Annotated in this window: 16 protein-coding genes; 5 read left to right on the top strand and 11 right to left on the bottom strand. The window is 69.2% G+C overall.

From position 1 onward, the window contains the following. The coding region (locus ACT6XY_RS06745) for a glycosyltransferase (protein ID WP_444747568.1) at positions 1–883 on the top strand (883 nt) is incomplete at its 5' end. A gap of 33 nt (positions 884–916) precedes the next feature. Here ACT6XY_RS06745 and ACT6XY_RS06740 read toward each other — a convergent pair. The 7 genes from ACT6XY_RS06740 to ACT6XY_RS06710 form a co-directional block, all read right to left on the bottom strand. Then, positions 917–2,839: a polysaccharide biosynthesis protein gene (locus ACT6XY_RS06740; protein WP_444747567.1), complete on the bottom strand. Its 1,923-nt coding sequence runs from the start codon at positions 2,837–2,839 to the stop codon at positions 917–919. A gap of 243 nt (positions 2,840–3,082) precedes the next feature. Continuing rightward, positions 3,083–4,078 (bottom strand): UDP-glucose 4-epimerase GalE, encoded by a 996-nt coding sequence (gene galE / locus ACT6XY_RS06735; protein ID WP_444747566.1) that lies wholly within the window; start codon positions 4,076–4,078, stop codon positions 3,083–3,085. Positions 4,079–4,145: 67 nt separating this feature from the next. Further along, entirely contained in the window at positions 4,146–5,540 is a 1,395-nt protein-coding gene (locus ACT6XY_RS06730) for a UDP-glucose dehydrogenase family protein (protein WP_444747565.1), read from the bottom strand. Positions 5,541–5,637: 97 nt separating this feature from the next. Then, on the bottom strand, positions 5,638–6,663 hold the full coding sequence (locus ACT6XY_RS06725; protein ID WP_444747564.1) for an aldo/keto reductase: 1,026 nt from the start codon (positions 6,661–6,663) through the stop codon (positions 5,638–5,640). A gap of 94 nt (positions 6,664–6,757) precedes the next feature. Continuing rightward, on the bottom strand, positions 6,758–7,747 hold the full coding sequence (locus tag ACT6XY_RS06720; protein WP_444747563.1) for a Gfo/Idh/MocA family protein: 990 nt from the start codon (positions 7,745–7,747) through the stop codon (positions 6,758–6,760). 117 nt (positions 7,748–7,864) lie between these two features. After that, positions 7,865–8,329 (bottom strand): YccF domain-containing protein, encoded by a 465-nt coding sequence (locus ACT6XY_RS06715; protein ID WP_444747562.1) that lies wholly within the window; start codon positions 8,327–8,329, stop codon positions 7,865–7,867. 110 nt (positions 8,330–8,439) lie between these two features. Then, the gene (locus ACT6XY_RS06710) at positions 8,440–8,955 is read right to left on the bottom strand and encodes a hypothetical protein (protein ID WP_444747561.1); all 516 of its coding nucleotides are present in this window, start codon (positions 8,953–8,955) and stop codon (positions 8,440–8,442) included. A gap of 135 nt (positions 8,956–9,090) precedes the next feature. Here ACT6XY_RS06710 and ACT6XY_RS06705 point away from each other — a divergent pair, with 135 nt between their 5' ends. The 3 genes from ACT6XY_RS06705 (at position 9,091) to murJ (ending at position 12,004) form a co-directional block, all read left to right on the top strand. Continuing rightward, positions 9,091–9,813: a transaldolase gene (locus ACT6XY_RS06705; RefSeq protein WP_444747560.1), complete on the top strand. Its 723-nt coding sequence runs from the start codon at positions 9,091–9,093 to the stop codon at positions 9,811–9,813. A 60-nt stretch (positions 9,814–9,873) separates the two neighbouring features. Then, positions 9,874–10,347, top strand: coding sequence for a PaaI family thioesterase (locus ACT6XY_RS06700; RefSeq protein ID WP_444747559.1), 474 nt, complete (start codon positions 9,874–9,876; stop codon positions 10,345–10,347). A gap of 115 nt (positions 10,348–10,462) precedes the next feature. After that, complete coding sequence (gene murJ / locus ACT6XY_RS06695; protein WP_444747558.1) at positions 10,463–12,004, top strand: murein biosynthesis integral membrane protein MurJ; 1,542 nt, start codon at positions 10,463–10,465, stop codon at positions 12,002–12,004. A gap of 13 nt (positions 12,005–12,017) precedes the next feature. Here murJ and ACT6XY_RS06690 read toward each other — a convergent pair whose 3' ends face one another. Next, positions 12,018–12,977, bottom strand: coding sequence for a DMT family transporter (locus ACT6XY_RS06690; RefSeq protein ID WP_444747557.1), 960 nt, complete (start codon positions 12,975–12,977; stop codon positions 12,018–12,020). 246 nt (positions 12,978–13,223) lie between these two features. Here ACT6XY_RS06690 and ACT6XY_RS06685 point away from each other — a divergent pair, with 246 nt between their 5' ends. Continuing rightward, positions 13,224–13,625 (top strand): DoxX family protein, encoded by a 402-nt coding sequence (locus ACT6XY_RS06685; RefSeq protein WP_444747556.1) that lies wholly within the window; start codon positions 13,224–13,226, stop codon positions 13,623–13,625. 169 nt (positions 13,626–13,794) lie between these two features. Here the strand turns inward: ACT6XY_RS06685 and ACT6XY_RS06680 are convergent, their stop codons facing one another. From ACT6XY_RS06680 to ACT6XY_RS06670, 3 genes are all read right to left on the bottom strand, one after another. Continuing rightward, a complete protein-coding gene (locus tag ACT6XY_RS06680) occupies positions 13,795–14,715 on the bottom strand; it encodes a c-type cytochrome (RefSeq protein WP_444747555.1) in 921 nt (306 codons plus the stop codon). A 70-nt stretch (positions 14,716–14,785) separates the two neighbouring features. After that, a complete protein-coding gene (locus ACT6XY_RS06675; protein WP_444747554.1) occupies positions 14,786–15,226 on the bottom strand; it encodes a c-type cytochrome in 441 nt (146 codons plus the stop codon). Between the two features lie 220 nt (positions 15,227–15,446). Next, entirely contained in the window at positions 15,447–17,756 is a 2,310-nt protein-coding gene (locus tag ACT6XY_RS06670; RefSeq protein WP_444747553.1) for a xanthine dehydrogenase family protein molybdopterin-binding subunit, read from the bottom strand. Positions 17,757–17,913: the final 157 nt, after the last annotated feature.

Below are 17,913 nucleotides of genomic sequence, written 5' to 3'. Positions count from 1 at the left end.
GCGCCCGGTCATCCTGCACGCGTTCGGGCTGCACGGCATGGCCATCGCGGCGCTGGCGCGGATCAGGGGCGTCAGGCGGCCGCTGGCGGTGAGCATCACCGGGCTCGGCTTCCTCGCCGCGAGCGGCGCCGTGAGGCGCCTGATCGGCACGGTGGTCGTGCGCCTCCTCGCCGCCGTTCTCGACGGGCCGCGGACGCGCTGGCTGGCCGAGAATTCTACCGACCTCGCCGCGATGGGGCTCGACCGCCCCGATGCCGGGAGCCGCGTGACCGTGCTGACCGGCGCCGGGGTCGATCCCGCGGCGTTCCTTTCCGCGCCCATGCCGCCGCGGCCCCCGCTCAGGCTGATCCTCGTCGCGCGGATGGTGCAGTCGAAGGGGGTCGATCTCGCCGTCGCGGCGCTGGCGCGCGCCCGCCGGTCGGGGCTGGACGTCACGCTGACGCTGGTCGGCGACCGCGACGCGGCCAATCCGGCCTCCTACGGCGAGCAGGACATCGCGCGCTTCGCCGCGACGCCGGGGGTGCAGGTGCTGGGCCGGCGGACCGATATCGCGGCGCTCCTCGCCGACCATCACGTGTTCATCCTGCCCTCGCGGGGCGGGGAAGGGCTGCCGAAGGCTCTTCTGGAGGCTGCCGCCGCGTCCCGTCCGGCCATCGTCACCGACGTGCCGGGCTGCGGCGACTTCGTCGTGGCGGGCAAGACCGGCTTCGTCGTTCCCGCCCAGTCCGTCACGGTGCTTGCCGAGGCCATCGCGGCGGCCGCGCAGGCCGACCTCGCGGCGATGGGTCAGGCAGCGCGTGCGCGGGTCGAGGAGGCCGGCTCGGTCGAAGCGGTCGGAACCCAGGTGGTGGACACCTACCGGTCGCTCGCCGGCACGCCGTGACCGCCAGGCGTCGGGGGCAAGGTCGCCCCGGGCTCAGTGGTCCCCGTTGCCCGCCAGCGCATTGCGCATCGGGATGACCTTGGCGGGCCGGGCGATGTCCGGCACCAGCTCGGCAATGATGCCGCGGGCCCGGTCGTCGTCGCCTTCCATGGCGGCCATCTGCAGCCGCGAGAGGACGGGCTGCAGGCGGGACAGGGCCGGAGGCTGGGCCTCGGCGGCGACGATGCCGCGGACGCCGACCTCGAGGCGCGGCTCGCGCTCCTCGAACAGGATCTCCGACAGCCGCTCGCCCGGGCGCTTGCCGGAATAGACGATGTCGATGCCCTTGTTCGGCTCGAAACCGGCGAGCCGGATCATCCGCTCCGCCAGATCGGCGATGCGGACGGGCTGGCCCATGTTGAGCACGAGAATGGCGGAATGACCGGCGGAGGCCGTCTCGCTGGTGATCCGCGCCGCGGTCCACAGCAGGTCGGTCGCTTCGCGCTTGGTCATGAAATAGCGGACCATGTCCGGATCGGTGACGGTGACGGGGCCGCCCGCCTCGATCTGTGCGCGGAACCGCGGCACGACCGAACCCGCCGTGCCGAGAACGTTGCCGAACCGGACGGCGACCAGCCGCGTCCGCCGCGACGGCGCGCCGTCGAGCAGCTGGGGCGCCCCGTCCAGGGCCTGGACGTACATTTCCGCCAGGCGCTTGGTGGCCCCGAGGATCGACACCGGCTCGGTGGCCTTGTCGGTGGAAATGAGGACGAAGGCCGCGGCCCCCGCGGCCACTGCCGCATCGGCCGTGTTGACCGTTCCCAGCACATTGGTGCGAACCGCGTCCGAAACCTCCCGCTCGAGATGCGGCACGTGCTTCAGGGCAGCGGCGTGGAAGACGATGTCCGGCGCGAAGTCCTTGGTGATGGCCATGAGCCGCGCGCGATCGCGGATGTCGCAGAGCCGGCCCGCGAGCGGCGTGTCCCCCGCGCGCCTCTCCACCATGGCCCGGTCGAGGATGGCATGGAGCGCCGCCTCGGAACTGTCGAGCACCAGCACCTCGTCGGCGCCGAACTGGGCACTGCGGATGGCCAGTTCCGATCCGATGGAGCCCCCTCCGCCGGTGACGATGACCCGCTTGCCGCGGACGAAGGCCTTGAGCGGCTCCTCCTCGACGTCGACCAGCGGCCGGATCAGGAAGTCGTCGTCGATGACGGTATGGAGCCGCGCCCGCTGGGCGAACCCCGAGGATTCCGTCACGTCGAGACGGATGGCCGGAATCCCCATGCGGCGGAAGACGCCGATCGAGGACTCCACGAGCAAGGGAGTGCGAAGGGCGTCCGGGGCGATGATCGCCCGCTGGATCGTGATGCCCCGGGCGGCCGAATCGCGAACGACCTGCTCGATCTGATCTGTGCTGCCCCAGACCGGCACGCCGCGGACGGCCTGTCCCACCTCCTGGGCGACCGGCGACACGATGCCGAAGACGCGGATCGGCCCTGCCACACCGGCCTCGACGGCCCGCAACACGGCATCCGCGTCCGACGCGCGTCCGAGAACGATCGCGGCCAGCGGATCCGAATTCAGGGCCGACTGACGCTTCCACGAGCGGTAGGCCCTGTAGGCGATGCGCGGGCCACCCAGCAGAAGAACCTGGACGCACCAGTAGATCGCAAGCGTCCTTCCGCCGAAGATCTTCGAAGCCTCGGTCAGGCGCGGTGTGATGATGTAGTCGATCAGCAGCAGTGCCGCCGTGATGATGCAGACCGCCTTGAAGATACCGAACAGATCGAACAGCGACGCGAAGCGCCAGCGGGATGCATAAAGCGAACACGAGGCGTAAATGACCAGCGCGAACGCGGCAAATGCCGCCGCCCAGACCACCGGGTCCACACCCATGATGGTCTGAATGCGTGGCTCGCCGCGCAGAAGAAGAGCCAGCAGAATGGCAGCAATGGTCGCCGCGTAGTCATGCAAGACTACTGCGCTCTGCTTGAGGCGAGACGACAGGGACTGATGACCCATTCTGGTCAGGGCGGTTGGCCGTTCCATGGGCGGCAAGCTATTCCTTTGGCCCAGCGCTGTCATTTCACAAAGTATGTACGCATGCTGCGATGGTCCGCGCGGCCGGCATCATCCCTGTCGCTTCGGGGACCATGGCCGAATGGCCATTCCAAGCGCATGGGACGGACGAGAACAGGCCATCCGTTTGGCGGGCTGTCACCGGCGGCCGACGTCGCCGTTGGCGAGGCGGCGCTCCCAGGCATAGGCGGCCTCGACGATGCCCGTCAGGTCGTCATGGGCGGGTGTCCAGCCGAGGCGGGTGCGGGCGCGGGTGGCGTCGGCCACCACCGCCGCCGCATCGCCCGGCCGCCGCGGGGCATAATCTGCACGGAAGTCGACCTTGGTGACGGTGCGCACCGTGTCGATGACCTCCTTCACCGAATAGCCGTGGCCGTAGCCGCAATTGGCGACCATGCTCTCGCCGCCCGACCGCAGGTGGGCAAGGGCGGAGAGATGGGCGCGCACCAGATCCGTGACGTGGATGTAGTCGCGCAGGCAGGTGCCGTCCGGGGTCGGATAGTCCGTGCCGAAGACGTCCATCTTGGCCCTGAGGCCGAGGGCCGTCTGCACCGCTACCTTGATCAGGTGGGTGGCGTTCGGCGTCGACTGGCCGGTGCGGCCCTTCGGGTCGGCGCCGGCGACGTTGAAGTAGCGCAGCACGACATAGGTCAGGTCGTGGGCTGCGGCGGCGTCGCGCAGCATCCACTCGGTGATGAGCTTGGAGGTGCCATAGGGGCTTTCGGGCCGGGTCGGCGCCTCTTCGGCCACCGGCATGACCTCGGGCGTCCCGTAGACCGCGGCGGTGGAGGAGAAGATGAAGCGGCGGACACCCGCGGCCACGGCGGCAGCCATGACGGCGCGGGTCTTCACGGTATTGGCGAGGTAGTAGCCGAGCGGGTCGGCCACGGAATCGGGAACGACGATACGGGCGGCGAAATGGATGACGGCATCGACGCCATGGAGGCGCATCACGGTCTCCACCAGGCCCTGGTCGCCCATGTCGCCGACGACGAGGGTGGCGCGCGGATCGACGGCCCAGGCGAAACCGGTGGAGAGGTTGTCGAGCACGACGACGCTTTCGCCGGCGTCCAGCAGTTCCAGAACCATGTGGCTGCCGATGTAGCCGGCACCCCCGGTGACGAGAACGGTCATGGTGTAATCCCCGTGGGCGGCCCTCGCGGCGCGCCGGATGTCCCGACCCTGACCTAGCGCAAAGAGGTCAAGAAAGTTCCAAGACGGGGACTCCCGTGCGAACGGGAGCGGCCACCGCCTCCCGGCGGGCGGCGGCGTCGCGGGCGGTGCGGCCGACGGAGCGATAGGCGAAACCGGCGCGGGTGGCCGCTTCGGGATCGAAGAGGTTGCGCAGGTCGACCATCACGGCCGCGCGCATCGCCCGCGCGGCGGCGGCGAGGTCCATCGCGGCGAAGTCCGGCCATTCGGTCAGAATCACCACGAGGTCGGCGCCGGCGACGGCGGTCATGGCGCTCGTCGCCATGGCGACACCGGGCAGGAGGGGGGCGGCCTCGGCCATTCCGGCGGGATCGAAGGCGGTGATGCGGGCGCCCTGCTTCTGCAACTGCGGCAGGATGACGAGGGATGCGGCCGACCGCATGTCGTCGGTGCCGGCCTTGAAGGTGAGGCCGAGGACGGCGATGGTTTTCCCTGCCACCGAGCCGCCGGCGGCGCGGACGATCTTGCGCACCATCTCGCCCTTGCGGGCATCGTTGACGGCGACTGCCGTTTCGACCGAGCGCAGCGGCACGCCGTGATCCTGGCCGGTCTTCATCAGCGCCAGCATGTCCTTCGGGAAGCAGGATCCGCCGAAGCCGGGGCCTGCTTTCAGGAACTGCGCGCCGATGCGCGGGTCGAGGCCGATGCCGCGGGCGACGTCGCCCACGTCGGCGCCGATCTCCTCGCAGAGATTGGCGATCTCGTTGATGTAGGTGATCTTCAGCGCGAGGAACGAATTGGCGGCATATTTGATCAGCTCGGCGGCCCGCCTGTCGGTGACGAGGAGGGGTGCGCCAGCCTCCGTCAGCGGCCGGTAGAGCGCCGCCATCACCGCGGCGGCGCGGGGATCGCTCGTCCCGACGACGATGCGGTCCGGCCGCATGAAATCGGCGATGGCGACGCCCTCGCGCAGAAATTCCGGGTTGGAGACGACCGCGAGGCCCGGCGTGGTGGTGATCGCCGCCACGAGAGCCTCGACCTCGTCGCCGGTGCCCACCGGCACGGTCGACTTCACGACGACGACGGCGCCGGGGGCGAGATGGGGCGCGATGCCGGCGGCCGCCCCCATGACCTGGCCCATGTCGGCATGGCCGTCGGACGGGCGGGGTGGGGTGCCGACGCAGATGAAGACGGCCGAAGCGCCCGGAACCGCGGTCGCGAGGTCGGTTGCGAAGGACAGGCGGCCGGCCGCCACCTCGCCGGCGACGAGTGTGGCGAGGCCCTCCTCGTAGATCGGCATGCGTCCGGCGCGCAGGCCCGCGATCCTGCCGGCGTCGCGGTCCACCACCACGACCCGGTGGCCGATGGCGGCGAGACAGGCGCCGGTGACGAGGCCGACATAGCCGGCGCCGACGATGGTGATGGGCTTCGCGCGATCCTGCATGGCGGGTGCCTCGCCGGGCGGGGTGCGATGATTCCCGCCGCTCCCCTTCGGCAAAGCACTGCAAGGTGACAGCGGGACGACAGGCGCCCCGCCGCCCTCACGCGACCGGGGGCGGATTGCGGGTCATCATGGTGCGGCGCTGGTGCCAGTAGGGATAGGCCGGCGGAATGGCGCTGGCGGCATCGAGCCGGGCGGTCTGGTCGGCGGTCAGCTTCAGCTCGCAGGCGGCGAGATTGTCGCGCAGCTGCTTTTCGTTGCGGGCTCCGATGACGATGGAGGAGACGGTGGGGCGGGCGAGAAGCCAGGCGAGGGCCACCTGCGCCATGGAGCGGCCGACCTCGGCGCAGACCTGTTCCAGCGCGTCGGTGACGGCATAGAGCCGGTCCTCCGGCACAGGCCAGCTGGCGTCGGTGGCGAGCCGCGAGTCCTCCGGCGGGCGACGGTTGCGGCCGATCTTGCCGGAGAGCTTGGCGCCGGAGAGCGGCGACCAGACGAGGGTGCCGACGTTCTGGTCGAGGCCGAGGGGCATCAGCTCCCATTCGAAGTCGCGCGCCACCAGCGTGTAATAGGCCTGGTGGGTGACGGGACGCGGCAGGCCATGGCGGTCGGCGAGCGCCAGCATCTTCATCAGGTGCCAGCCGGAATAGTTGGAGACGCCGAAATAGCGGATCTTGCCGGCGCGGATCAGCGCGTCGAGGGCGGCCAGCATCTCCTCAATGGGGGTGAGGGCGTCGAAGGCGTGGAGCTGGAACAGGTCGACGTAATCGGTGCCGAGGCGCTTCAGGCTCGCCTCGCAGGAGGCGATGATCTTGGACCGGGAGGTGCCGATCTCGTTGGGGCCGGGGCCCATGGGCATGCCGGTCTTGGTGGCGACGATGACCGCGTCGCGCCGCCCCCTGATCGCCTGGCCGAGGATCTCCTCCGACAGGCCGGCGGAATAGCCGTCGGCGGTGTCGAACATGGTGCAGCCGAGCTCGAGGCAGATGTCGACGAGGCGGGTCGCCTCGGCGACGTCGGTGGCGCCCCATTTGCGCAGGAACTCGCTGCCGCCGCCGAAGGTGGCCGTGCCGAACGTCAGCGCGGGGATCTTGAGGCCGGAGCCTCCGAGCGTGCGGTAGTCCATGGGCCTGCCTCCTCCGGGCGATCGGGCGTCGCCGTCCGGGGAGGGAGTGTCGGGAGGGCGGCGCGCCGAGGCAAGGGACGCAAGGGGAAGGGAGTTATGCGCGCCCGCCCGCCACGAGCTTCGGCTGCACCACGGGAGCCGGGCGCTCGCCCAGGCAGCGCATGGCGATGTCGAGGGAGGCGAGGCCGTCGGCGCCGCCGGTCACCGGCGCCTTGCCGGTGCGCACGCTGTCGATGAAGGCGACGAGTTCGGCGCGCAGCGGCTCGGCATAGGCGACGGAGAGGTGGCGCATCGAATAGGAGCCGTCGGGCTTGTAGTCGAAGCACTCGGTGACCTGGCGGGTGATCAGGTCGCCGGAAATGTACTTGTTGCGGGTGGCGACATGCACCGTGCGCGCCTTGAAGGGCGTCAGCCAGTTGGTGTTGATGTGGGCCAGCACGCCCGAGGCGGTGCGGAACTGCAGCAGCGCGATGTCCTCGCGCTCGGCATGGATGGAATTGGTCTGCGGCTGGATCTCGGCGATCTCCGAGCCGGTGAACCAGCGGATGAGGTCGATGTCGTGGACGGCGAGGTCGATGACGACGCCGATGTCGGACATGCGCGGCGGGAAGGGGCCGACGCGGGTGATCTGGATCGACAGGATGTCGTCGCCGGCAATCGCCTGGCGGATCGACTGGACTGCCGGATTGAAGCGCTCGACATGGCCGATCATCAGCGTCACGCCGGCCCGCTCGGCCGCGTCGATGATGCGGCGGCCCTCCTCGACGGACTGGGCGATGGGCTTCTCGACCAGGACATGGATGCCGCGGGCGATGGCGGCCAGCGCGATGGGCGTGTGGAGCTGGGTGGGGGCGGCGATGGTGAGGGCGTCGATGCCGGCATCCATCAGGGCATCGAGCGTGGCAAATCCCGGGCAGCCGAGGCGGGAGGTGACGAACTCGACCTGCGCCGCATCGGGATCGGCGACGCCGGCGAGGGTGACGCCCGGCAGCTCCGCCAGCACCCGCGCGTGGTTCTTGCCCATGACGCCGAGGCCGACGACGCCGACACGCAGGGAGGATCCGGCGGAGGTGGACTGGGTCATGAACGGGCCTCGGGAATCAATTTACGGGCGGCGGCAAGGCCACCTGCTGCCGCTCCTATACGATTTCGCGCGGGGGCAGCGCAAACCGGGCCCGATCACGAAGGGTGACGGGCCATGTCAGCGTCGCCAGCCGGCAAGCGCCGTGGCGGCCGACTGGCGGCGGGCGAGGTCGGCCACGTCGGCGGCGACGATCCGCTGCCCGAGCGGGAAGACCGAGGCCGCGGCGAGCTTCAGGTGGGCCCAGCCGAACGGGATGCCGATGATGGAGACGAAGCAGGCGAGCGCAGCGGCGACGTGGATCACCATCAGCGTGAAGCCGATGGGCACGAACCAGATGACGTTGCCGATGAAGCGCAGCACGCCCATGGCCCCGGCCGGGCGACCGGTGAGTTCGCTCGCCCAGACCACGTCGCGGCCGAAGGGCCAGAGCGTGTAGGAGCCGATGCGGAAACAAGCGAAGGCCCAGGGCAGGCCGACGATGGTGATCGCGGCGATTGCCCCGGCGACGAACCAGGCGAGGCCGGCGAGGAGACCGCCGAGGACGAACCAGAGGATGTTGAGGACGAGGCGGATGGGTCCCATGGCGTTTCGATCCGGACGGAGAGCAGGGCAGCGGTGATATAGGAACGCGCCGGCCCCGGCGCATCGGCACGCCACCATCGGCGCCGCGAGGGTGGATTGGCGCACGGGCTTCAGTCGGCTGGCTTCGCCTTGTCCGGAGCAAAGCGGGCGAAGGCGGTCTGGATCTGGGTGCTGTCGACATCGAAATGGTTGATGTTGATCACGATTTCGTCGCCGCCGTTGCGGGTGCGTATCCCGTACTCCCAGGTGCCGCCGAGGGGGCCGAATGGCGCCGCACTCGCGACGTTCACGGCCAGAATGTCCCCGCCTTTGTAAGTCTTGGTCACCCCGGCGCTGGTGATGGCCTCCCACGGCAGCCGGTGGACGAAATGGTCGGGCATCGCCATGCCGTCCGCGTCGATGATGAGCTGGGGGCCGGGCGAGTTCTGGATCCGGCGCTGCTCGAAGTACAGGACGACCAGAATGACCGCGAAGGCGACCATTCCGATGATGAAGTCACGCGGTTCGCCGGTCCACCAGGAGTAGATCAGAGCCAGGACGAGGACCGTGACGAGGACATAGGATCCTTGCTCGTAGGTCTTGCGGTCGAACCGGGCGACGAGCGGGGCATCGGGAGGCTCGGGCATGGCGTCTCCGGCATCGGGAGGCAGCGCTGGCGCCGATCATGTTGGCGCGTGGCAGGGCCTGCAAGCGGAGACGGCGGTTGGACACCCGCCGCCCGCAGCCCTAAAACCAGCAGCCTCAAACACCGGGAGACGCATATGCCGGCCATCGCCGACCTTAAGGTCAAGCTCTACACGGACGGGGCCGAGAAGGCCTCCATCGTCGAGATGGCGAAGAAGCCGTGGATCCAGGGCTTCACCACCAACCCCTCGCTCCTGAAGAAGGCCGGCGTCTCCGACTATGCCGCCTATGCGAAGGACCTCGTGGCGGCCGTGCCGGACCATCACATCTCCTTCGAGGTCTTTTCCGACGACCTGAAGGAAATGGAGGCGCAGGCCCGCGTCATCGCCACCTGGGGCAAGAACGTCTACGTCAAGCTGCCGGTGACGAACTCGAAGGGCGAGCCGCTCTACGACCTGATCCACAAGCTCTCCCGCGAGGGCGTGAAGATCAATTTCACCGCGCTCTACACCGCCGAGCAGATCAAGGCCTCGGTGGAGGCGCTGAAGGGCGGGGCGCCCTCCATCATCTCGGTCTTCGCCGGCCGCCTGGGCGATGCGGGCCACGACTACATGCCGGTCATGACCTACGCGGTGGGCCTCGCCCGCGGCACCGACACGATCGAAGTCATCTGGGCCTCGACCCGCGAGGTGTGGAACGTCATCGAGGCCGATCGCATCGGCTGCCACATCATCACCGCGCCGGCCGACATCCTGAAGAAGCTGGAGGGCCTCGGCCGCGCGCCCGAGGACATCTCGCTCGACACGGTGAAGGGCTTCGTCGCCGACGCCAAGGCCGCCGGCCTGACGCTCGACGTCTGAGGCCGGCCCCCGCCGAATGCCGGGGTTGAGGCCGGCGGCGGGGCGGGGCGAAATGGCACCATGGATGGCGCGATTCCCCTCGATCAGGCGATACCGCCGGGCTTCGTCCGGCTCGGCGAGACCGAAGGGTTCATCGGCCTCGCCGGGCCCTACTACTGGCGCCCGACCGCGGCGGGTGCGGTGGATTACGGCTTTCCCGCCGAACTGCGCCACGGCAACCCGAACGGCGTTCTGCACGGCGGCTCCATCACCACCTTCATGGACACGGTGCTAGGCTACGAGGTGATCCGCGTCACCGGGCGGCGCTGCGCCACCATCGCGCTCAACACGCAGTTCCTCGCCGGCGGTCGGGCCGGCGACTGGATCACCGGGCGGATCGCCATGCGGCGGCTCACGGGATCCATGGCCTTCATCGACGGCGAGGTGCTGGCCGGCGAGACGCTGGTGGCCACCACGACGGCCATCTTCCGCCTGTTCAAGCCGGACGGCGCGCCGCATCTCCTGCGCGGCGGGCCGCCGATCGCGGCCGGCTGACCCACGCCGAATCGCTTCTCCTCGTCTAAACCTTCATTCGGCCGGAATGGGCGGCTAGCGCCCTTCGGCGTCGGCGGCCCGAACCGCCATGGCGCTCACAAGGATCCCGTCGGTCGTGATCAGGAACATCTTCTCGGTCTCGGCGCTGACGCTGCTCAGCCGGCTGTTCGGGTTCATCCGTGACCTGATGTTCGCCGCCATCCTCGGCGCCGGACCCCTGGCCGATGCCTTCTTCGTCGCCTTCCGCATTCCCAACCAGTTCCGTTCCATCTTCGCCGAGGGCGCCTTTTCCTCGGCCTTCGTGCCCGGCTTCGCCAAGGTCGCGGCCGAGCGGGGACAGAACGCCGCCCTCGTCTTCGCCGACCGGATCTTCGCCTATCTCATCCTCGCCCAGCTCGTGCTGCTGGCCGTCGCCTTCATCTTCATGCCGACGGTGGTGTCGCTTATGGCGCCGGGTTTCGCCGACGATCCCGTACGCTTTCCCGCCGCGGTCGAACTCACCCGCATTACCTTTCCCTATCTGGCGCTGGTGTCGCTGGTGATCCTGGTCAGCGGCGTCCTCAACGCGGTCGGGCGGTTCGCCGCGGCGGCGGCGACGCAGGTCGTCCTCAGCCTCGGCATCATCGGCGGTCTCCTGCTGGCGCACCATTTCCCGACGCCCGCCCATGCCGCCGCCTGGGGCATCATCGTCGCCGGCATCCTGCAGTTCGTCCTCGTCTCGGTGGATGCGCTCAGGGCCGACGTCATGGTGGAACTGCGCCTGCCGAAGGTGACGCCGGAGGTGAAGCGCTTCTGGAAGACCTTCGTGCCGGCGACGCTCGGCTCCGCCGGCACCCAGATCGCCGTGCTCGCCGACACGGTTGTGGCGAGCTATCTCGTCGCGGGCTCCGTCTCCTGGCTCTACTATGCCGACCGGCTGAACCAGCTGCCGATGGGGGTCATCTCCATCGCCGTCGGTACGGTGCTTCTCTCCGAAATGAGCCGGCGGGTCTCGGCGGGCGACGAGGCAGGCGCCCGCACGGCGCAACTGCGCGCCATCGAGCTCACCTTCGTCTTCACCCTGCCGGCGGTCGCCGCCTTCGTCGTGGTGCCGGACATCCTGATGAAGGCGCTCTTCATGCGCGGGGCCTTCTCCGAGAACGACGCGGTGCAATCGGCCCGCGCGCTCGCCGCCTATGGCACGGGCCTCGCCGCGCTGGTGCTGATCCGGCCGCTGACCGTCACCTTCCACGCGCGCGGCGACACCACGACACCCGTCATCGCCGTGGCGGTGGCGATCGCCGTCAACGTGGCGCTGAAATTCGCGCTGATGGGGCCGCTCGGCCATGTCGGGCTTGCCACCGCCACCAGCGTCGGCGCCTGGATCAACGTGACGCTGCTTCTCGTCTTCGCGCGCCGGAAGGACCTGTTCACGCTGGATTCGCGCGCCCGCACCGTGCTGCCGCAGATCGCGGTGGCCTTCGCCGTGCTGACGCTCGCGCTCGTCGTCTCCAGCACGATCATGGCGAGCCTGCCGGGCCCGGGCCTCGACCCGAAGCTGGCGCTCGCCATTCTCCTGGTGGTGGGCGGCGCGTCCTATGGCCTGGTTCTCGTCCTGCTCTTCGGCAAGCAGTTCATGGCCGATCTCAAGCGCCTGAGACGGGGCATCTCCGGCTGAGCCTCCCGTCGCCTCAGCCCTGCGGCGTCGTCACCTTGCGCTGGCGGGCGCGCTCGATGCCGAGCTTGTGCTCGCGCCAGATGACGAAGATGCCGGAGGCGACGACGATGGAGCCGCCGGTGATCACATAGGCGCTGGGGAGGTCGGCGAAGACGAGATACCCCATGATCACCGCCCAGATCATCGAGAAATAGTCGAAGGGCGCGATCAGCGAGGTGTCTGCGTAGCGGTAGCTCAGCGTCAGGAAGATCTGTCCGAGGCCGCCCGTGACGCCCACCATGACGAGGATGAACGCCTGCAGCGGCGTCGGGACGACCCACTGGCCGATGACCGGCAGCACCTGTCCGAGCGGCCAGGTGAGGAGGGCGAGGGTGGCGCAGAGCGCCATGAAGGTGAAGACGATGGCGGCCGTCGTCTCGGTGTTGACGAGCCGGCGCACCTGGATGGTGGCGAAGGCGGCGCAGACCGCGCCGCCGAGGGCGAACATGGCGCCGGTGCGCTGGCTGTCGGGGCGGTTGCCGAAGGCGCCGACGTCGAGATGGGGCCAGAGGATGACGAGCACCCCGACGAAGCCGACGGCGACCGCCGACCAGCGATAGACCCGCACCTGTTCGCCGAGGATGAAATAGGCCAGCGGAACCACCATCAGGGGGGCGGCGTAGCTGATGGCGGTGGAATCGGCGAGCGGGAGCAGGGTCAGGCCGACGAAGCCGGAGAACATGCCGGTGGCCCCGATGACGCCGCGCTTCATGTGGGAGCGGAAACTCACATAGCGGAAGGCGTCCATCACCTCGTGCCGCCAGGCGAGCATGAGGAAGAGCGGGATGAGGGCGAAGAAGGAGCGGCAGAACACCACCTCGCCGACCGGGATTTCCTTGCCCGCCACGCGCACCAGCGTCGACATGGAGGTGAAGGCCACCGTCGACATCAGCTTGAAGAGGATTCCCGTGGCGGCGCGGGACAGGACGGGCATGAAGCGGGGAGGGGCTCGGGAGGGATTTTTCTCCTCTCCCTTCAACCATGCCGGCGCGGATTCAGGCAGGGCCAATGCTGCACGCATGCCCTGCGGCGCGACCCCGGTTCGGCCCGGTCCCGGCCATGGCGCCGCCCTTTTCCCGCCGGGGCGGTCGGTTGCGCGGAAGGTCGCGGCGGTTAAGGTCGCAGCACCACCCTGCAAGAGGTGGTGCCACGATCTCATCGTCACTCAACGGGACCTTTCATGGACAGCCTCAATCCGACCCTCAACGCCTGGGCGCCGCGCGTGCTCTCGATCCTGCGCATCATGGCCGCGCTCGTGCTGCTGCAGCATGCCTTCGTGAAGCTCTTCGGCTTCCCGATGAGCGTCAACTTCGCCCCGGTCGGCTCGCTGCCGTGGATCGCCGCCTGCATCGAGCTCGTCACCGGGCTTTTGATTCTGTTCGGCTTTTTCACCCGCCCGGCCGCGTTCATCCTCGCCGGCACCATGGCTGCGGCCTATTTCATCGGCCATGCCGGCCGCGGGTTCTTCCCCATCCAGAACGGTGGCAGCCTCGCCATCATGTACTGCTTCACCTTCCTCTACCTGGTCTTCGCCGGCCCGGGTCCGTGGAGCGTCGACGCCCAGCGCTCGAACAATCCCTGATCCCGATCCGTCACGTCCTGTGACGACGACGGCCGCGAGTCGCCCTGGCGCTCGCGGCCTTTTTCATGTGCGGTGCCAGACGGTTACCTCGCGGTGACCACCTCGGGGGGCGACTTGTGCGCACACAAGATCGCAGTCACGGATCACGGCTGCGTGAGGGTCTGGGGCCTCAGCGGCGGGGCGGAGCCCGTCCCTCGCGCGCCGGCAGGGCCTTGAGATAGGCCGCCATGGCGGCGCGGTCCGCGTCGGAGAGCTGGGAGGTGTTGCGGATCACCGAGGCCATGGCACCGCCGGTGGAATCGCCCCCCGGCGTGAAGCCATCGGCGAGGAAGGAGGCGATCTCGTCCGCCGACCACGAGGCGATGCCGTCGCGGTGGGGGGTGATGTTCGGCACCCAGCCGGCGCCTTCCGGATTGGGTCCGCCGGCGAAGCGGCGGTCGGCGGTGATGGCGCCGGTAAAAGCGCGCGGCGAATGGCACTCGGCGCAATGGCCGGGGCCCTCCACGAGATAGGCGCCCCGGTTCAAGGCGGCCGGCTTCGAGGGGTCGGGACGGAAGGGCTCGCCGTCGAGGAAGGCGAGCTTCCACAGGCCGAGGCCGCGCCGCACCGTGAAGGGGAAGGGCAGGTCGTGCGGGCGGTTCGCCGTGGCATCGGCCGGCAGGGTCTTCATGTAGGCGAAGAGGTCGCGCACGTCGCCGACCGTCATGCGCTGGTACGAGGTGTAGGGAAAGGCCGGGTAGTAGTGCTCGCCGGCGGGCGAGACGCCCCTCAGCATGGCGTTGGCGAAATCGGCCTCAGACCAGCGGCCGATGCCGCGCTCGGGGTGGGGCGAGATGTTCGGGGCGTAGAAGGTGCCGAAGGGCGATTTCAGCCCGTGGCCGCCGCCCATGCGGGTGCGGTCGGCCTGGCCCTCGGTGACATGGCAGGAGGCGCAGCCACCGGCGGCGAAGACGAGCTTGCCGTTCTCGACGTTCGGTGCCGGCCCGGCGAGGGCGGAAGGGGCGAGGCGCGAGGGCGCCGTCAACCACCAGAAGGCGGCGCCTCCGACGACGCCGAGAACCGCCACGAGCACCAGCAGCCGCCTGATCATGCCTCACCCTCTTCAACGGTTCGTCGCGCGGGCCACCGGGACCCGCGCGACGCATGCGTATGGCGCGCGCTCAGTTGCGGCGGGCGCGATAGGTTTCGTGGCAGGAGCCGCAGTTCTTGGTCACCTCGCCGAAGGCGGCCTGGAAGGTGGCGAGATCGGTCACCTTGGCACCCTCGGTGCGGGCGTCCGCCGCCCACTTGGCGACGCGGGCGTTGAAGTCGGCACGGTTGGCCCAGATGGCGGGAAGGGCCGCGGTGTCGCCGCCGGTCTGGCTGCCCTCGGGGAAGAGGTTGGCATAGGTCGCGGCCGACTGCTCGTAGGCGGCGAAGATCGCCTTGGCCTGGGTCAGGTCGAAAGCCGCCTGACCGCGCGCCATGCGGGCGCCGAGGCCGGTCTGCTGGCCGACGGCCTTCATCGATTCCTTGCGCGCCGCGATGGGGTCGGTGCCCTGGGCCGTGACGGCGAACGTGCCGATGGCGAGGACCGCCGCGGCCATGATGAAGCGCTTCATGAGTCTTTTCCCCCTGGGTGTCCTCGGTGAGGACGATCCGTCGGCCCTGTGCCGACTGGAACCATTCCACACTAGGGACCCCGCAGCCGGGTATCCCCCAATTGCGCGGGAGTGATCACGCCTGCGTTATCTCGCCGCAGTTCATTGCGCTGGCGCAATTTCCCGCTTGCCCTTGTGCAAATGACCGGGCCGTGGGTCGGCCCGGTCCGGCGGGAAGGGCTCAGGCCGCCTTGGCTGCCCTGGCCTGCTGGATCGTCTGCCAGACGAGGGCCGGCGTCGCCGGCATGTCGATCTCCTTGATGCCGTAGGCCCGCCACAGGGCGTCGACCATGGCGTTCATCACGGAGGGGCAGGCGCCGATGGTGCCGGCCTCGCCGGCGCCCTTGATGCCGAGCAGGTTCGTCACGCAGGGGACGTTGCGCGTCTCGAAGTGGAAGTTCGGGATGTGGTCGGCGCGCGGCATGGCATAGTCCATGAACGATGCGGTGAGCAGCTGACCGCTCTCCTTGTCGTAGACGGTGCGCTCCAGCAGCGCCTGGCCGATGCCCTGGACGATGCCGCCATGGACCTGGCCGGCGAGCAGCGTCGGGTTGATCGTGACGCCGAAGTCGTCGACGACCGTGTAGCCGACGATCTCGCTGGCGCCGGTGTCGGGATCGATCTCCACCTCGCAGATGTGCGTCCCGTTCGGGAAGGTCGGCTCCGGCGGGCGCCAGGTGCCGTGGCTCTTCAGCTTCTCCTCGGCGCCGGGGAGGGAGGCGATCTTCTCGTAGGAGATCGCCTTGTCGGTGCCGACGACGCGGACCGCGCCGCCGACGATCTCGACGTCGGCGACGCCGACCTCCATCTCGGTCGCCGCCATGTCCTTGATGACGTCGGCCAACGCGCGGGCGCCGACGTCGACCGCCGCCCCGCCGACGGGCAGCGAGCGCGAGCCGCCCGTGCCGGTGCCGGTGGGGATCAGGTCGGTGTCACCCTGCAGGACGGTGATCTTCTCGACGGGGATGTCGAGATGCTGCGAGGCGAGCTGGGCATAGGCCGTCTTGTGACCCTGGCCGTTGGACTGGGTGCCGATCTTGATGGTGACCGAGCCGTCCTTCTCGAGGCTCATCCAGGCGTTCTCGGGGGCGCCGCCGCCGCAGGCCTCGATATAGGTGGCCATGCCGATGCCGCGGATCTTGCCGGCCTTCTTCGCCGCCTTGAGCCTGTCCTTGAACGTGTCCCAGCCGGCGACGTCCATGGCGCGGGTCATGTGGCCGTCGAACTCGCCGGAATCGTAGGTGCGGCCCACCGGCGTCTTCCAGGGGAACTGGTCGGGCGCGATGAAGTTGCGGCGGCGCACCTCGGCCGGGCTCATGCCGGTCTCGATGGCGATGCGGTCCATCAGGCGCTCGATGAGATAGGCCGCCTCCGGGCGCCCGGCGCCGCGATAGGCGTCCACCGGCACGGTGTTGGTGTAGGCGTATTTCAGCCTCACGTGCATGGCCGGGAAGGCGTAGACGCCGGCCAGCATGAGGGCGCCGACATAGGGGATGAAGGTCGCATACTGGGAGAGGTAGGCGCCCATGTCGGCGACGGTGTCGACCTTCACGGCCAGCACCTTGCCACGCCTGTCGAGCGCCGCCGTGGCGGTCGAGACGTTGTCGCGGCCCTGGCTGCAATTGACGAAGTGGTCGCCGCGGTCCTGCACCCAGGCCACCGGCTTCTTCAGCTTGCGGGCGGCCAGCATGCAGAGCGGATATTCGCGGAACATGAAGGTCTTAGTGCCGAAGCCGCCACCAACGTCCGGCGTGATGACGCGGATCTTCTCCTTCGGCAGGTTGAAGATCTTGGTCGCCAGGGTGTTCTGGATGCCGTGGCTGCCCTGGCTGCCGAGGGTGAGCGTGAAGCCCTTGGTCTTCGAATCATATTCGGCGAGGCAGCCGCGCGTCTCCATGTAGTTGGTGACGAGGCGGTTGTTGACGATGGTCAGCGACACCGTGCGATGGGCTTTGGCGAAGGCCTTCTCGGTCGCCTCCGCCTCGCCGAGATGGACCTCGCCGCAGAGATTGCCGGGGATGTCGGGCCAGACCTGCGGCGCGCCCTTCTGCAGGGCGTCGACCGCGTCGACGATGGGCTCGCGGGCCGTCCACTCGATGGCGATCGCTTCCGCCGCGTCCTTGGCCCGGTCGATCGTGTCGGCGACGACGAAGGCGATGCCGTCGCCGACGTGGCGCACGGTCTTGGAACAGAGCACTTCCCAGGGCGGATTGGGGATCGGGTTCACCGAGGGCACCTGCGACAGGCAGGGCAGGTTGCCGATGCCTTCGAGGTCGGCGTGGGTGAACACCGCCTTGACGCCCTTCATGGCACGGGCCGCGCTGGTGTCGGTGATGACGAAATCGGCGAAGGCGAAGGGCGAGCGCAGCACGTAGCCGACCAGCGCCCCCTCGGGCACGAGGTCTGAGACGAAGCGCCCCTCGCCCTTGATCAGCGGGGCGTCCTCGACCCGGCTCAAAGCCTGGCCCATTCCGAATTTCGTCGGCGTCATGTCGCGTGCTCCGGGGAACTCGGGGCGCAGAATGGAACGCTTCGAGGCTGCGAGGCAAGCCTTGCCATCAGCAGGGGCGCCGCCGGCCGGCGCATGGCTGAAAGGGCTCGAAGGTTGACGCGACAGGGCTCAGAGGTTGACGTTGCGTTCGTTGCGC

Source organism: Phreatobacter sp. (assembly GCF_052440005.1).
GTDB lineage: Bacteria > Pseudomonadota > Alphaproteobacteria > Rhizobiales > Phreatobacteraceae > Phreatobacter.
This window is presented reverse-complemented; position numbering and strand designations above follow the sequence as displayed.

Bases quoted from the DNA above. Each gene is read 5' to 3' on its own strand.
- ACT6XY_RS06720 (WP_444747563.1), bottom strand. From the start codon at position 7,747: ATGACCCAGTCCACCTCCGCCGGATCCTCCCTGCGTGTCGGCGTCGTC.
- ACT6XY_RS06675 (WP_444747554.1), bottom strand. From the start codon at position 15,226: ATGAAGCGCTTCATCATGGCCGCGGCGGTCCTCGCCATCGGCACGTTC.
- ACT6XY_RS06725 (WP_444747564.1), bottom strand. From the start codon at position 6,663: ATGGACTACCGCACGCTCGGAGGCTCCGGCCTCAAGATCCCCGCGCTG.
- ACT6XY_RS06730 (WP_444747565.1), bottom strand. From the start codon at position 5,540: ATGCAGGATCGCGCGAAGCCCATCACCATCGTCGGCGCCGGCTATGTC.
- ACT6XY_RS06670 (WP_444747553.1), bottom strand. From the start codon at position 17,756: ATGACGCCGACGAAATTCGGAATGGGCCAGGCTTTGAGCCGGGTCGAG.
- ACT6XY_RS06705 (WP_444747560.1), top strand. From the start codon at position 9,091: ATGCCGGCCATCGCCGACCTTAAGGTCAAGCTCTACACGGACGGGGCC.
- ACT6XY_RS06700 (WP_444747559.1), top strand. From the start codon at position 9,874: ATGGATGGCGCGATTCCCCTCGATCAGGCGATACCGCCGGGCTTCGTC.
- ACT6XY_RS06680 (WP_444747555.1), bottom strand. From the start codon at position 14,715: ATGATCAGGCGGCTGCTGGTGCTCGTGGCGGTTCTCGGCGTCGTCGGA.
- galE (WP_444747566.1), bottom strand. From the start codon at position 4,078: ATGACCGTTCTCGTCACCGGGGGTGCCGGCTACATCGGCAGCCACATG.
- ACT6XY_RS06710 (WP_444747561.1), bottom strand. From the start codon at position 8,955: ATGCCCGAGCCTCCCGATGCCCCGCTCGTCGCCCGGTTCGACCGCAAG.
- ACT6XY_RS06685 (WP_444747556.1), top strand. From the start codon at position 13,224: ATGGACAGCCTCAATCCGACCCTCAACGCCTGGGCGCCGCGCGTGCTC.
- ACT6XY_RS06715 (WP_444747562.1), bottom strand. From the start codon at position 8,329: ATGGGACCCATCCGCCTCGTCCTCAACATCCTCTGGTTCGTCCTCGGC.
- ACT6XY_RS06690 (WP_444747557.1), bottom strand. From the start codon at position 12,977: ATGCCCGTCCTGTCCCGCGCCGCCACGGGAATCCTCTTCAAGCTGATG.